The sequence below is a fragment of the Hyphococcus sp. genome, from assembly GCF_041986965.1.
Lineage (GTDB): Bacteria > Pseudomonadota > Alphaproteobacteria > Caulobacterales > Parvularculaceae > Hyphococcus.
On record NZ_JBHIXB010000002.1, the window covers coordinates 92,525 to 107,991 of the forward strand.

Annotated in this window: 12 protein-coding genes; 11 read left to right on the top strand and 1 reads right to left on the bottom strand. The window is 59.0% G+C overall.

Annotated features, from left to right (window positions below):
• The 6 genes from ACFC5L_RS09420 to ACFC5L_RS09445 all read left to right on the top strand — a co-directional run bounded on the left by ACFC5L_RS09420 (position 1) and on the right by ACFC5L_RS09445 (position 4,596).
• Positions 1-813: a class I SAM-dependent methyltransferase gene (locus tag ACFC5L_RS09420; protein ID WP_375203194.1), complete on the top strand. Its 813-nt coding sequence runs from the start codon at positions 1-3 to the stop codon at positions 811-813.
• 742 nt (positions 814-1,555) lie between these two features.
• Positions 1,556-1,984, top strand: coding sequence for a 50S ribosomal protein L11 (gene rplK, locus ACFC5L_RS09425; RefSeq protein WP_375203193.1), 429 nt, complete (start codon positions 1,556-1,558; stop codon positions 1,982-1,984).
• A gap of 5 nt (positions 1,985-1,989) precedes the next feature.
• Positions 1,990-2,682: a 50S ribosomal protein L1 gene (rplA, locus tag ACFC5L_RS09430; protein ID WP_375203192.1), complete on the top strand. Its 693-nt coding sequence runs from the start codon at positions 1,990-1,992 to the stop codon at positions 2,680-2,682.
• Positions 2,683-2,874: 192 nt separating this feature from the next.
• Positions 2,875-3,090: a hypothetical protein gene (locus ACFC5L_RS09435; RefSeq protein WP_375203191.1), complete on the top strand. Its 216-nt coding sequence runs from the start codon at positions 2,875-2,877 to the stop codon at positions 3,088-3,090.
• A gap of 123 nt (positions 3,091-3,213) precedes the next feature.
• A complete protein-coding gene (locus tag ACFC5L_RS09440; RefSeq protein ID WP_375203190.1) occupies positions 3,214-4,185 on the top strand; it encodes a hypothetical protein in 972 nt (323 codons plus the stop codon).
• 45 nt (positions 4,186-4,230) lie between these two features.
• Positions 4,231-4,596 (top strand): hypothetical protein, encoded by a 366-nt coding sequence (locus ACFC5L_RS09445; protein WP_375210746.1) that lies wholly within the window; start codon positions 4,231-4,233, stop codon positions 4,594-4,596.
• A gap of 1 nt (position 4,597) precedes the next feature.
• Here the strand turns inward: ACFC5L_RS09445 and ACFC5L_RS09450 are convergent, their stop codons facing one another.
• Positions 4,598-5,077, bottom strand: a complete 480-nt coding sequence (locus tag ACFC5L_RS09450) for a DUF4396 domain-containing protein (RefSeq protein WP_375203188.1) — start codon at positions 5,075-5,077, stop codon at positions 4,598-4,600.
• A gap of 90 nt (positions 5,078-5,167) precedes the next feature.
• On the opposite strand from ACFC5L_RS09450, the gene ACFC5L_RS09455 reads away from it, so the two are divergent.
• The 5 genes from ACFC5L_RS09455 (at position 5,168) to rpoC (ending at position 15,433) form a co-directional block, all read left to right on the top strand.
• The gene (locus ACFC5L_RS09455) at positions 5,168-5,446 is read left to right on the top strand and encodes a metal-sensitive transcriptional regulator (RefSeq protein WP_375203290.1); all 279 of its coding nucleotides are present in this window, start codon (positions 5,168-5,170) and stop codon (positions 5,444-5,446) included.
• A gap of 334 nt (positions 5,447-5,780) precedes the next feature.
• Positions 5,781-6,293 (top strand): 50S ribosomal protein L10, encoded by a 513-nt coding sequence (gene rplJ, locus ACFC5L_RS09460; protein ID WP_375203187.1) that lies wholly within the window; start codon positions 5,781-5,783, stop codon positions 6,291-6,293.
• Positions 6,294-6,342: 49 nt separating this feature from the next.
• Positions 6,343-6,720: a 50S ribosomal protein L7/L12 gene (gene rplL / locus ACFC5L_RS09465; protein ID WP_375203186.1), complete on the top strand. Its 378-nt coding sequence runs from the start codon at positions 6,343-6,345 to the stop codon at positions 6,718-6,720.
• A gap of 300 nt (positions 6,721-7,020) precedes the next feature.
• Positions 7,021-11,100 carry a DNA-directed RNA polymerase subunit beta gene (gene rpoB, locus ACFC5L_RS09470; RefSeq protein ID WP_375203185.1) on the top strand — a complete coding sequence of 1,360 codons (4,080 nt, stop codon included), beginning with the start codon at positions 7,021-7,023 and terminating at the stop codon, positions 11,098-11,100.
• A 76-nt stretch (positions 11,101-11,176) separates the two neighbouring features.
• Complete coding sequence (gene rpoC / locus ACFC5L_RS09475) at positions 11,177-15,433, top strand: DNA-directed RNA polymerase subunit beta' (protein ID WP_375203184.1); 4,257 nt, start codon at positions 11,177-11,179, stop codon at positions 15,431-15,433.
• The last annotated feature ends 34 nt before the right edge of the window (positions 15,434-15,467 follow it).

Genomic DNA, 15,467 nt, shown 5'->3' on the forward strand with positions numbered 1-15,467 from the left:
ATGGCGCGCAGGGGGAAATTCGACATCGCTGCCGAGCGGCTCGGCCCCTTGAGTTTTGGCGAGCGTTTGTTGCTCGCGCTTTCCGATCATCCTGACGATGTCGACAAAACGTCGAACTATGAAGCGCCGACCCGGCAATGGACGGTGGAGTCCGCGCTGGCGCAACTTGAAGAAGCTTTTCCCGGTTTCACCGAAAGCGTCAAAGGCAAGCGCGTTCTCGACTATGGCTGCGGCGACGGGTTTCAGTCCGTGGCGCTGGCGAAAGCCGGAGCGGCGCAAGTGCTGGGTGTGGAGATTGAGGCGAACCGGCGCGCCCATGGCCAGTCGCTCGCGTCGAAAGAAGGCGTGAACAATGTTTCCTTCGCTGAAACCGTCTCAGGCGATTTCGACATGGTGATCTCGCTCAACGCCATGGAGCATTTTATTCAGCCTACGGAAAATTTGCGAGAGATGAAGAGGGGGCTCGCGCCGGGCGGACGAATTTATCTCAGCTTCGGACCGTTGTGGATGGCGCCATACGGTCATCACATGCATTTCTTCACCCGGGCGCCGTGGATCAATCTCCTGTTCTCAGAAAGGGCCGTGTTTCGCATTCGCGGCCTTTATCGCGACGACGGCGCGGCAAGCTGGTCGCCGGGCATGAACCGGATGACGGTCGCCAGGTTCGAGCGCCTGGTCGCCGAATGCGGCCTTGTTCCCGTGCGCCGGCGCGACCGGACCGCGGCGAACCTGCCGCTCGTTTCGGCGATCCCGGGGCTGCGGGAGTTTTTCGTGAATATTATCGATGCGGAGCTGGCGCCGGCGGGGAGCTGATTGCTGCGCCTGCGAATTGTTACAAAATCCAATTCAATTTGAAATATATCCAAAAATCAAGAAATTCATTTAAAAACAGATGCTTGTGAAAATTATGCTCATGTTGAGAGTAAGATATTATAACAATACGTGATCTTGCATCGCAAAAATGACACATTTTTGCCGCGACTTTTGGCCAAGTGCTTGCAATATTCCACTCATCGCGAGGGCGTTGTGTTTAACCGCGCGTAGGCGAGGCGGTCAGCTTTCTCTCTCCCCCGTGCTGATTTCGCCTCGCCGCCCCTCGTAAGTAAGTAAACGTTGCGTCTGGCCGGGAACGTTTCTCCCCCTCTCATACCCGCCGGGCGCAGGTTTCTCCGATAGACTTTTCCCCTCAGAGTTTTTCTCTCTCCCCTCTGAGGGGAATTTTCCAATCTCTTGCACTCTTAAGAATGTAATTGTATAACATCACGAGAGATGGCGTTTCCGCCAATTTCTCGCATCTTCAGTTGCGTATCAGTATCGTATCGTTGCGTATCAAGGGCGGGCGGCCCCAAGTCCCCCATAGGGGCCGCCCGTTTCCTTTTTAGCTTTTCCCTTCAAAATCCGCTCTTTTCGCCCTTGCGGGAAGGCCCTGTCTCCTCTAAGAGCCCGGCCTTCGCGGGAGGTTTTGGGCCAAGTCCTTCCCAAACCGGACCGCGTCCCTTCAACGGGCGGCGATCGTTAAGTCGGTCTCCGCCACAACAAACGAGAAGGCTATAAAATGGCGAAGAAAATCTCAGGCTACCTGAAACTTCAGGTGCCGGCGGGAGCGGCGACGCCGTCACCCCCGATCGGCCCGGCGCTCGGCCAGCGCGGTCTCAACATCATGGAATTCTGCAAGGCGTTTAACGCCAAGACGCAGGAAATGGAAAAGGGGATGCCGGTTCCGACCATCATCACCATTTTTTCCGACAAGTCCTTTACGTTCATCACCAAGACGCCGCCGGCGTCGTTCTACCTGAAGAAAGCGGCGAAGCTGCAAAAGGGCGGTCAGACGCCTGGCAAAGCCGTCGCCGGTACAGTGACCACGGCGCAGTGCCGTGAAATCGCTGAAGCGAAAATGAAAGATCTCAACGCCAACGATCTCGACGCGGCGACAAAGATCATCATGGGTTCGGCGCGGGCCATGGGCCTTGAGGTACAGGGGTAAGGACGATGGCGAAATCTGGAAAGAAAATTCACACGGCGCGCAAGGCGATTGATCGCAATAAACAGTATTCCGTTGAGGAAGCTGTCGCGGAAGTCAAAAAGCACGCAACCGCAAAATTCGATGAAACAATCGAAATCGCCATGAATCTCGGCGTCGATCCCCGTCACGCCGATCAGATGGTGCGCGGCGTTGTCTCGCTGCCGAACGGCACGGGCCGGAGCGTTCGCGTTGCGGTGTTTGCAAAAGACGCCAAAGCCGAAGAAGCCAAGGAAGCCGGCGCGGACATCGTCGGCGCCGAAGACCTGATGCAGAAAATTCAGGACGGCTTCATGGACTTCGACCGCGTCATCGCGACGCCGGACATGATGGCCGTTGTCGGCCGTCTCGGCAAAGTGCTCGGCCCCCGCGGCCTGATGCCGAACCCGAAGGTCGGCACGGTGACGCCGAATGTGGCGCAGGCCGTGAAGGACTCCAAAGGCGGCGCCGTTGAGTTCCGTGTTGAAAAAGCAGGCATCGTCCACGCCGGGATCGGCAAGGCGAGCTTTGACGAAAAAGCCATTGCTGAAAACGCCAAGGCGTTCATCGATGCGGTGACCAAAGCCCGGCCTGCAGGCGCCAAGGGCACCTATGTGAAGAAGATTGCGATCTCCTCCACCATGGGCCCGGGCGTGAAGGTCGAAACGGCCGGCGCTGCGTAAGCCCACGTTAAAACTGAGCTTGAAAACGGCCCCTTCGCGGGGCCGTTTTTGTTTTGACGCAGCCCATCTTTATTCGGCCGAAGCTACACCGGCGCATCTCGGCCAATCCATAATAGATTGTAACGCTTCCACGGGTGTTTTTAGGCATGCGGTTTATCTTATGAGAACCCTGTCAGCATTGATGGGTTCGACATGGAAGATAATGACCTTCCCGACTTTGACGCCGAGGATTTGCTCGCGGCGATGGCTGAAGAACGCCGCAAGGATGAAAACGTAGCGTTAAAGGGCGATAGCAGCGATCCCGCGTCGCAGAACCATCGGGAAGAATTGGCCGCCGCCGAAGAAAGCGGCGTCGGCAATGTCCTGGACGACGTGATGGAGGATCGCGCAGCTGAGCCTGCGCGCTGACCTATGCGCAATGCTGCTGCGACGTGACCGGTCCTCAGACGTTTAAAATTGTGCGCATCGTTGCGCCGGATTTTCAAGGAATCCGGGCTATCCCACCCGCTGTTGCGTAGTGGAGTTTCCTGCATGCCGTTAAAGGCGCTTAACCCGGACCTGACAGATATCGCCGCGCTCGCGTCTGTCCTCAAAAACCGGCGCGCGCAGAAGGCTTTTCAGGCGGCCCTCAAAAAAGGCAAATCGCCGACGCTCAGCCTGACAGCAGCGATCAGCGCCTCGCTGGTTTCCGCCGCTGCAAAAGAAGAAGCGTTCGACCCGCTCGCCGGTCTAGTGGCGGTGGATGATCTTTCCAGCTTTGGCGAAGACTGCCTGCCGGGCGAAGCCTATGCGGCCGCGGGGCATGATCATGATGGGCTGGCCTCTGGCGCCGGTCATGACGGCCATCTGACGCACGCATCTTATCTTGCCGATCCTTTCGCCTCACGCTTTGCGAACGCTTATGCGCGCGATCATGGCGATCACGACCGCCACGAAACGCATGCCAACCACAACACCATGACCATTGGGCATGATGCGCATGCGGGCGAGGGGGCGCATGCGGCCGGTCATCAGTCACCGCATGCGGGCCATCATGGATCGCATCAAGGCGCCGGCGCGGGGCATGACAACCATCACGCCGCTTCATCAGGCGTTCACAGACAAGGTCATGATCAGCATGAGGGCGCGGCGCATGCTGCGCAGGCTTCCCATGACGGTGAACATCATGACGGCGCACACGATATGTCTGCGCATCAGTCTGCAGGACATTCAAACCATGGCGCGCATCAGGCTGCGGATGCGGGCGGCGCCCATGCCGGGCACACAGCCCCCGGGGCTGGACATGCGCCAGACGGTCACTTGTCCGAAGAAGACATTGATCTTGATCAGTCCATCGACGCCCTGGCGCAGAACGACCATGACGATCATGAAAGCGATGCGCCGGAGGAGGCGTCCGCTGCCGAAGCGCCGGAAGAGCATCACCATCATCACGCAACGCTCGGCGATCTGGATGCGGCCCCGGCGGATGATCTCGCCGCTGCGCCTCAGCCGCCGGTGATTTAACCGGGATGCGTCACTAAGCTCCTGCGCCGTCCATTGCCGCCCCTCGTGAAACAGCGTTTAGTCGTCCTGAATGACAAAGGGCGCGCGGCGGTGATGCGGTTCATAAAAAGCCTGACAGTGCAGAACGGCTTGGCATTGCGGCAGTGGGTGTCGCGCAAGCTCCTGTTGCGCGCCATGGTCTCGCTGTTCGCCGTTGCTCAGCTTATGCCCGCGGGCGCCTCTGTGGCGCAGGAAGGCGACGGCTTCGAGCTTGTCATGTGCACGCCGAATGGGCTCAAAACCCTCACTTGGGAAGAGGCGACCGGTGAGCCGTCGCCTTTTGACGCGCCGCAGGATGATGACGGTCATCGCGCGGTCGCCTGCCATGCGGTGACCAACGATCCCCGTGGTCAGATTTTGAAGCGCAACTGACCTAGTGGCATTTCTTCAGGTCACGGCTTAACAGCCACCAGTTCACCGGCCACGCAGCGAGGAAACCTGCTGGCACTGCTATCGCCAAACCAAGCCAGAAAATCGGCGATAAGACAGATCCCGTCTGCATCCCGCCAACAAGATAATCAGCGCCGTTCATCGCTATTTCCATTACGCCGATGGATATAGCTTCACCTATCCATATGAGCTTCAGCGCTTGCCAGAATGATTTCTGTTGACGGCGCATCACAGGAAGGAGGCCAAGCGTGAAGCCGGAAATATAGGCCAGGCTGGTGGCCAGAATGATGGTTGGCCAAACACCGATGCCGAGGCTAACGCCGATCGTCAAGCCTGCGACTTCGCCGATTACGCAACCGGTGAGACAGTGCAGAGTCGCCTGGGCAGAGGTGATGAGGGGATTTGTGCTGTCAGCGCTGTGCCCTGAATGGGCGTCTACATGACAATTATGCTCATTAGTCATCTGGTTTCTCCCAGAATATGGTGGGGCGTTTCATTTTCTGATTAAGCGCATATATACCCCCATAGGGTATACTCAAGTCACGAGGACGTTATAACAGGTCACGGCGACAAAACAGCGACAATCAAACGGCTTAATCGCATAGAGGGACAGGTCCGCGGCGTCGCCCGAATGATCGAGGAAGACCGCTATTGCATCGACATTCTGCACCAGGTTCAGGCGGTGAAGGCTGCATTGTCGCGGGTGGAGGACGCCATTTTGGCTGACCATGCGGCTTCATGTGTGGAAGACGCCATTGCCTCGGGTGACGCGGCGGAACAGCGCGATAAATTCAGCGAGCTCGTAACGCTGTTCGCCAAGGTCAAAGGCTAGTGATTTACGCCGCACAGGGGGTTGCTTTCACCGAAAAAGCCGGTATGAGCACGGCCTTCCACAGACGTCCTCGGACGTGTGTGGATACCTGTCCGAGACTGCGGGTGAGGAGTTTCTCCTCTTAATCTCCTGCATAGACAGAGGGAAAAGGATCAGCCGGTTTTCGCACCGGATGTTCATGAGACCTTCTGGGGCAGGCTCTCTGCGGGAAACGCGGGAGCCTTTTTGGTTTCCGCTTTATCTTCCGCATAGATCGAAGCCCCCCGCTTTCGGGCGGGGATAATTGGGGCCGGGAGGCGTCTTCCGGCCTTGTTTGAACCAAAGGACCTGCCTCATGGACAGAACCCAAAAGGCGGAAATGGTCGAATGGATCGGCGGCGTGTTCGATGCGAACACGGTTGTCGTGGTGGCGAATGGCGGCCTTTCGGTCGCTGAATTTGAGTCTCTGCGCGGTGAGCTGCGCGAGGCCGGCGCTTCCATGAAAATCGTCAAGAATCGTCTCGCCAAGATCGCGATCTCTGGAAAACCGGCGGAAAAGCTCGTCGATTTGTTCCAGGGGCCGACCGCCATTGCGTTCTCCGAAGACCCGGTCGCGGCGGCGAAAGCCGTCAAAAAATTCGCCAAGGATAATGAAAAACTCACGATCCTCGGCGGCGCGATGGGCGAGGAAATCATGGACGTGAAAGGGGTGGAAGCGCTTGCCTCCATGCCGTCACGCGAAGAACTCATCGCCTCTATCGTTGCGACCATCACGTCTCCCGCGGCGGAACTCGCCGGCGCCCTCGGCGCCCCGGCGTCCAATATCGCCGGCATCCTGGAGACTCTGGAGAATCGCGAAGCAGCGTAACGTTCGAACCAATTTTGTAATCTAATCAAAGAACTAGGAAACTAAGACAATGGCTGATCTTAAAAAACTGGCTGAAGAGCTTGTTGGCCTGACGCTTCTGGAAGCGGCTGAGCTGAAAAACATCCTGAAAGACGAGTACGGCATCGAGCCGGCTGCAGGCGCGGTTGCGGTTGCGGCTGCCCCGGGCGCCGGCGGCGGCGAAGCTGCTGAAGAAAAGACCGAATTCGACGTCATTCTGGTCGACGCAGGCGACAAGAAGATTAACGTGATCAAGGAAGTTCGCGCGATCACGGGTCTTGGCCTGAAAGAAGCCAAAGAGCTCGTCGAAGCTGGCGGCAAAGCGGTCAAGGAAGCTGCGGCGAAGGCCGAAGCCGAAGAAATCAAGAAAAAGCTCGAAGACGCCGGCGCCAAAGTCGAACTCAAATAGGTTCGGCGAAAACGCTGGAAGGGCGCGTTTGGGCCCCGAATTCTTCCCCCATTTTCTTAACACAGGGGGTTGCGGAGGGGCGCGAGCGTGCTTATTACACCCATTCGCCGCCGGTGGACCCCACCGGCGGCTTCAGGCTTTGCGGCGACGTGCTTCGGATAATCGAGATCAAAATTTAGTCACCCGCGACCCGCGGTCGAACCTGGTCCGGCCGGCGGGTTTTTGCGCATGCGTTAACCCTGTTGTCCGCAAGGGTGCGCTTACGCGTTTGAACGGCTGACACCCGCTTGTGAGGATAAGATGGCGCAATCCTTCGTTGAGAAGAAACGCATTCGCAAAAATTTCGGTCGTATCGGCGATGCGGCCCCCATGCCGAACCTGATCCAGGTTCAAAAAGATTCCTACGAACAATTCCTGCAGCGCTTCGCAAAACCCGAAGATCGCCTGCTTGAAGGCCTCGAAGCGGTGTTCCGCTCGGTCTTCCCGATCTCGGATTTCACCGAGACTGCAACCCTTGAATATGTCTCCTACGAGTTCGAGGAGCCTAAATATGACACCGAAGAGTGTCAGCAGCGCGACATGACCTATGCGGCGCCGCTCAAGGTGACGCTGCGCCTGATCGTTTTTGAAGTGGATGAAGAGACCGGCGCCAAATCCGTCAAGGATATCAAGGAGCAGGAAGTTTACATGGGCGACATGCCGCTCATGACCGACAACGGCACTTTCATCGTCAACGGAACAGAGCGCGTCATCGTTTCCCAGATGCACCGTTCGCCGGGCGTCTTCTTCGACCATGACAAGGGCAAGAGCCATTCGTCGGGCAAGCTTCTGTTCGCCGCGCGGATCATTCCTTACCGCGGCTCCTGGCTCGATTTTGAATTCGACGCCAAGGACATCGTCAATGTCCGCATCGACCGCCGCCGCAAGCTGCCGGCGACGACGCTCCTCTATGCGCTCGGCATGGATCAGGAAGAGATCCTCGACGAGTTCTATGACCGCGTCTCCCACAAAAAGATCAAGACCGGCTGGACCATGCCGTACAACCCTGAGCGCTGGAAAGGCGTGAAGGTCGAGCGCGATCTCATCAACGCCAAGAATGGCGAGGTTGTTCTCGAAGCCGGCAAAAAGCTGTCGGCGCGCGCGGCGAAAAAGCTCGCGGAAGAAGGCCTGAAAGAACTTCTCCTGTCCGATGAGGAGATGATCGGGCGCTATTTCGCTTCCGACCTCGTTAATTTCGACAATGGCGAGATCTACGCCGAGGCGGGGGAAGAGATCACGCCGGCGCATCTCGAGACCTTTGAAGAGATCGGCGTCAACTCCTTCGATACGATCGATGTCGATCACATCAATATTGGCGGTTATGTCCGCAACTCGCTCAATGCGGACAAGAACCGCAACCGCGAGATGGCGCTGATTGATATCTACCGCGTCATGCGTCCGGGCGAGCCGCCGACACTGGAAACGGCGGAAGGCCTTTTCTATTCCCTGTTCTTCGATCCCGAGCGTTATGACCTGTCTTCGGTCGGCCGGGTGAAGATGAACATCCGTCTCGGTTTCGAGACTGAAGACACGCTGAGGACGCTCCGCAAGGAAGACATTCTCGCTGTCCTGAAAACCCTCGTCCAGCTGCGCGACGGCAATGGCGAAATCGACGATATCGACAATCTCGGCAACCGCCGGGTGCGTTCGGTCGGCGAGTTGATGGAAAACCAGTATCGCATCGGCCTCCTGCGCATGGAGCGCGCCATTAAAGAGCGCATGTCCAGCCAGGAGCTCGACACGCTGATGCCGCACGACCTTATCAACGCCAAGCCGGCGGCGGCCGCGGTGCGTGAGTTCTTTGGCTCCTCGCAGCTCTCGCAGTTCATGGACCAGACCAACCCGCTCTCCGAGATCACCCACAAGCGCCGTCTTTCCGCGCTTGGTCCGGGCGGTCTCACCCGTGAGCGCGCCGGCTTTGAAGTCCGCGACGTTCACCCGACCCACTATGGCCGGATCTGCCCGATTGAAACGCCGGAAGGGCCGAATATCGGTCTCATCAACTCCCTGGCGACCCACGCGCAGGTCAATAAATACGGCTTCATCGAAAGCCCGTATCGCCGCGTCATCGACGGCAAGGTGACGGATGACGTCATCTATCTCTCCGCCATGGAGGAGCAACGCTTCGCCATCGCGCAGGCGAACGCCGAAGTCGACGAAAACGGCAAGCTTGCGAACGAGTTCGTCAACTGCCGCGTCGGCGGCGACGCGACTCTCGTGCCGCGCGAGGATGTGGCCTATATCGACGTCTCGCCGAAACAGCTCGTTTCGGTCGCAGCCGCGCTCATCCCGTTCCTTGAAAATGACGACGCCAACCGCGCCCTCATGGGCTCGAACATGCAGCGTCAGGCTGTGCCGCTTCTCCAGGCTGAAGCGCCGTTTGTCGGCACCGGCATGGAATCGGTGGTGGCCCGGGATTCCGGCGCCGCGGTCGCCGCCCGCCGCACAGGCGTCGTCGAACAGGTGGACGCGCAGCGCATCGTTATTCGCGCGACAGAAGAAAAAGACCCCACCAAGCCGGGCGTCGACATTTTCAACCTGCGCAAATTCCAGCGTTCGAACCAGAACACCTGTATCAACCAGCGCCCGCTGGTAAAGATCGGCGATCAGGTCCGCGAAGGCGACATCATCGCCGACGGTCCGTCGACGGATCTTGGCGAACTCGCGCTGGGCAAGAACGTGCTCGTCGCGTTCATGCCTTGGAACGGCTATAACTTCGAGGACTCCATCCTCATCTCCGAACGCATCGTGCGCGACGACGTGTTCACGTCCATCCACCTCGAAGAGTTTGAGGTGATGGCGCGCGACACCAAGCTCGGTCCGGAAGAGATCACCCGAGACATTCCGAACGTTTCGGAAGAAGCGCTGCGCAACCTTGACGAGGCCGGCATCGTCGCCATCGGCGCCGAAGTCCATCCGGGCGATATTCTCGTCGGCAAGATCACGCCGAAGGGCGAAAGCCCGATGACGCCGGAGGAAAAACTCCTGCGCGCCATCTTCGGCGAGAAAGCGTCCGACGTTCGCGACACCTCGCTGAAACTGCCGCCGGGCGTTGCGGGCACGGTCGTTGAAGTCCGCGTCTTCAACCGTCACGGCGTCGACAAGGACGAGCGCGCGGTTTCGATCGAGCGCGAGGAGATCGAGCGTCTCGCAAAAGACCGCGACGACGAACTCGCGATCCTGGAGCGCAACGTCTACGGCCGTCTGAAGCCGCTTTTGATGGGCAAGGATGCTGTCTCCGGTCCGAAGGGCTTTGAAAAAGGCGCGATCACCGAAGACGTGCTCGACAACCAGCTGTCCAAAGGCCAGTGGTGGAAAGTTGGCGTCGCCGATGATGCGGTGATGACCGAAATCGAAGCCATGAAGAAGCAGTTCGATGAGTCGAAAGCGCGCCTCGAGGCCCGTTTTGAAGACAAGGTCGACAAGCTGAAGCGCGGCGACGAGCTGCCGCCGGGCGTCATGAAAATGGTCAAGGTCTTCGTCGCCGTGAAGCGCAAGCTTCAGCCGGGCGACAAGATGGCCGGCCGTCACGGCAACAAGGGCGTCATTTCGAAAATCGCGCCCATGGAAGACATGCCGTTCCTCGAAGACGGCACCGCGGTCGACATCGTGCTCAACCCGCTGGGCGTGCCGTCGCGCATGAATGTGGGTCAGATTCTTGAAACGCATCTTGGCTGGGCGTGTCGCGGTCTCGGCCGTCAGATCGACAACCTGCTTGAAGAGTGGGATAGCGATCAGGCGACCCGGGAAGACCTTATCGCCAAGTTCAAGGACGTCTATGGCGAGGATCAGGTGCTGCCGCGCTCCAATGAGGAGCTGAAAGAGCTTGGCCAGAACCTTGTGCGCGGCGTTCCCATCGCCACGCCGGTCTTTGACGGCGCCCGCGAAGCGGAAATCGTCGAGATGCTGACCAAGGCCGGCCTTGAAGAGTCAGGTCAGGTGACGCTCTTTGACGGGCGCACTGGCGACACCTTCAAGCGCAAGGTCACGGTGGGCTACAAGTATCTCTTGAAGCTCCACCACCTGGTCGACGACAAAATCCACGCGCGCTCCATCGGCCCGTACTCGCTCGTCACGCAGCAGCCGCTTGGCGGCAAGGCCCAGTTCGGCGGTCAGCGTTTCGGCGAGATGGAAGTCTGGGCGCTCGAAGCTTACGGCGCGGCTTATACGCTGCAGGAAATGCTCACCGTGAAGTCGGACGACGTCGCCGGCCGCACCAAAGTCTACGAGGCTATCGTCCGCGGCGACGACAGCTTCGAAGCGGGCATCCCGGAAAGCTTCAACGTGCTCGTGAAAGAAATGCGTTCGCTCGGCCTCAATGTCGAGCTTCAGAACGGGTAGCGACTAGCGCTTCCCGTTCCACCCTTTGATGAATTCGCGGGGGTTTAGGTCCCGCACCGAAAGTTAAGAGGCGCTCATGTCACAGGAACTGCTGAACGTATTCAATCCGGCGGCCCCCGCGCAGACGTTCAACAAGATCCGCATCTCCCTTGCGAGCCCGGAGAAAATTCTCTCCTGGTCGTTCGGCGAGATCAAAAAGCCTGAAACCATCAACTACCGCACCTTCAAGCCGGAGCGGGACGGGCTTTTCTGCGCCCGCATCTTCGGCCCGACAAAGGATTACGAGTGCCTGTGCGGCAAGTACAAGCGCATGAAGTACAAAGGCATCGTCTGCGAAAAGTGCGGTGTTGAAGTCACGCTCACCAAGGTGCGGCGCGAGCGCATGGGCCATATCGAGCTCGCAGCGCCTTGCGCCCATATCTGGTTCCTGAAGTCGCTGCCCTCGCGCATTTCGCTGATGCTCGACATGACGTTGAAGGATGTAGAGCGCGTCCTCTATTTCGAACAGTACATTGTCATTGAGCCGGGTCTCACCAACCTCACGCCCAACCAGCTCCTGACGGAAGAAGAATATCTTCAGGCCCAGGAAGAGTTCGGCGAGGATTCGTTCACGGCCGGCATCGGCGCCGAGGCCATGCGTGAAATCCTGTCGAATATCGACATGGAAGCGGAAACCGAAAAGCTTCGCGTTGACATCGCCGAGTCGACCTCGGAACTGAAAACCAAGAAATACGCCAAGCGCCTCAAGCTCATCACGGCGTTTCTTGAATCCGGCAACAAGCCGGAATGGATGATCATGACGGTCATTCCGGTGATCCCGCCGGAGCTTCGCCCGCTGGTGCCGCTTGACGGCGGCCGTTTCGCAACGTCCGACCTCAACGATCTTTACCGCCGGGTGATCAACCGCAACAACCGCCTGAAGCGTCTGATTGAGCTGCGCGCGCCGGACATCATCGTGCGCAACGAAAAGCGCATGCTGCAGGAATCCGTCGATGCGCTGTTCGACAATGGCCGTCGCGGCCGCGTCATCACGGGCACCAACAAGCGCCCGCTGAAGTCGCTTTCCGACATGCTGAAAGGCAAGCAGGGCCGCTTCCGCCAGAACCTGCTCGGCAAACGCGTCGATTATTCCGGCCGTTCGGTCATCGTTGTGGGCCCGGAATTGAAACTCCATGAGTGCGGCCTGCCGAAGAAGATGGCGCTCGAACTCTTCAAGCCGTTCATCTATTCGCGCCTCGACGCCAAGGGCCTTTCCGCCACGGTGAAACAGGCGAAAAAACTCGTTGAAAAAGAACGCCCCGAAGTCTGGGACATTCTCGACGAAGTCATTCGCGAGCATCCGGTTCTCCTCAACCGGGCGCCGACGCTGCACCGCCTCGGCATTCAGGCTTTCGAGCCGAAACTCATCGAAGGCAAGGCGATCCAGCTCCACCCGCTCGTCTGTACGGCGTTCAACGCCGACTTCGACGGCGACCAGATGGCTGTGCACGTTCCGTTGTCGCTCGAGGCGCAGCTGGAAGCGCGCGTCCTGATGATGTCGACCAACAACATCCTGTCGCCCGCCAACGGCAAGCCGATCATCGTGCCGTCACAGGACATCGTTCTCGGCCTCTACTACATTACGATGGAAAAAGAGGGCGAGCCGGGCGAGGGCAAGATCTTCGGGACGATCCAGGAGATCGAGCACGCGCTCGACGCAGGCGTCGTCACGCTGCACACAAAAATCAGAGCGCGCTGGAACACCGTTGACGAGCATGGCGAGCCGGTAAGCGAAGTCGTGGAAACGACTCCGGGCCGCATGAAGGTTGCGCAGGTTTTGCCGCGCGATTCCAATGTGCCGTTCTCGGTGATCAACCAGCTGCTCACGAAGAAGACCATTCAGGGCCTCATTGATATCGTCTATCGCCACTGCGGCCAGAAGAAAACGGTCATCTTCGCCGACCACATCATGGACCTTGGTTTCAAGGAAGCCTGTAAAGCGGGCATCTCCTTCGGCAAGGACGACGTTGTTATCCCGGCGGCGAAAAAGTCGCTTGTGGACGAAACCCGTTCCCATGTGTCGGAGTTCGAACAGCAATACGCCGAAGGTCTCATCACCCGCGGCGAGAAATACAACAAGGTCATCGACGCCTGGGCGAAGTGTACGGATAAAATCGCCGACGCCATGATGGAAGAGATTTCCGAGACCAAATACGATCCGGAATCAAACCGTCAGCTTGAGCCGAACTCGATCTATATGATGTCCCATTCGGGCGCGCGCGGGTCGCCGACCCAGATGCGTCAGCTCGGCGCCATGCGCGGCCTCATGGCCAAGCCGTCCGGCGAGATTATCGAAACGCCGATCACCTCGAACTTTAAAGAGGGCCTCACGGTGCTCGAGTACTTCAACTCGACCCACGGCGCGCGGAAAGGTCTGGCTGACACGGCGCTGAAAACGGCGAACTCGGGCTATCTCACCCGTCGTCTTGTCGACGTCGCGCAGGATTGCATCGTGCGTGAAGTCGACTGCGGCACCACCAACGGCATCACCATGGAAGCCGTTGTGCAGTCGGGCGAGATCGTTGTGCCCCTGTCGCAGATCATTCTCGGCCGGACGCTGCTTGAAGACATCAAGCACCCGCAGACGGGCGAGCTTCTCGGCAAGGCCAATGATGAAGTCGATGAGGCTCAGGCCGAAGAAATCGAAGGGTCCGGGATCCAGAAAATCCGCGTGCGCTCGGTGCTGACCTGCGACTCGAAAGTCGGCGTCTGCGCCAAGTGCTATGGCCGCGATCTCGCGCGCGGCTGCCCGGTCAATATCGGCGAATCTGTCGGCGTCATCGCCGCGCAGTCCATCGGCGAGCCGGGCACGCAGCTTACCATGCGGACGTTCCACGTTGGCGGCACCGCGCAGGTTGGCGACACTTCGTTCATCGAGGCGAGCCACGAAGGCACGGTGAAGCTGGAGGGCGGCAGCGTTCTCAAAGACTCCAATGGCGATTTCGTCGTCATGGGCCGGAACACGCTCGTCAAAATTCTCGACAGCGATGGCAAGGAGCATGCTTCCTACAAAGTCTCCTACGGCGCGAAACTGCGTGTTGCGGATGGCGGCCAGGTCACCCGCGGTCAGCGTCTCGCCGACTGGGATCCTTATACCCTGCCGATCCTTACCGAGGTCGAAGGCAAGGTGAAGTTCGAGGACCTTCAGGAAGGCTTCTCCATGCAGGTCGTCGCCGACGAAGCGACGGGTATTGCAAGCCGCGTCGTCACCGACTGGCGGGCGAACCCGCGCGCGGCGGACCTCAAACCGGCGCTCGTCATTGTCGACGAAAAAGGCGAGCCCAAGAAACTCTCTTCGGGCGGCGAAGCGCGCTACCAGCTGCCGGTCGATGCGGTCCTGTCTGTCGAAGACGGCGAAGACATCCACCCCGGCGATGCGCTGTCGCGTATTCCGACTGAAGGCGCCAAGACCCGCGACATCACCGGCGGTCTGCCGCGCGTTGCGGAACTGTTCGAAGCCCGCCGTCCGAAAGATCACGCGATCATCGCCGATGTCGACGGCCGCGTAGAGTTCGGCCGCGATTACAAGAACAAGCGTCGCATCCGGATCATTCCGACCGATGAGAGCCTTGAGCCCTCCGATTATCTCGTCCCCAAAGGCCGCCACATTGCGGTTCAGGATGGCGACTTTATCGCCAAGGGCGAATATCTCATGGACGGCAATCCTGCGCCGCATGACATTCTGGCGATCATGGGAATCGAGGCGCTCGCCGACTTCCTCATTGATGAAATCCAGGAAGTCTATCGTCTTCAGGGCGTGCCGATTAACGACAAGCACATCGAGGTGATCGTTCGCCAGATGCTGCAAAAAGTCGAAATCACCGAGCCGGGCGACTCGCTGTTCCTCAAAGAAGAGCAGATCGACAAGCTCGAATTCGAGGAAACCAACGCCAAGCTTGAAGATGAGGGCAAGCGCCCGGCGCAGGCCGTGCCGGTGCTCTTGGGCATCACCAAGGCCTCGCTCCAGACGCGTTCGTTTATTTCGGCGGCGTCCTTCCAGGAGACGACCCGCGTCCTCACCGATGCGGCCGTCAACGGCAAGATCGACACGCTGGAAGGCTTAAAAGAGAACGTCATCGTCGGCCGTCTCATCCCGGCCGGCACCGGCGGCGCCATGTCCAAGCATCAGGTCGAGGCCGAACGCCGCGACCAGGTGCTTCTCGAAGAGCGTCAGAAACGCGCTGAAGCGTCGAGCGCGCCGCAACTGACCGCGCCGGAAGAAAGCGCCGCGCCTGCGGAAGCAGAAGCGCCGGCTGAAGAAAGCGCTGAGCAACCGGCTGACGCCGCAGAATAATCTGCATAATCTGCATAATCTGCATAATCTGCGC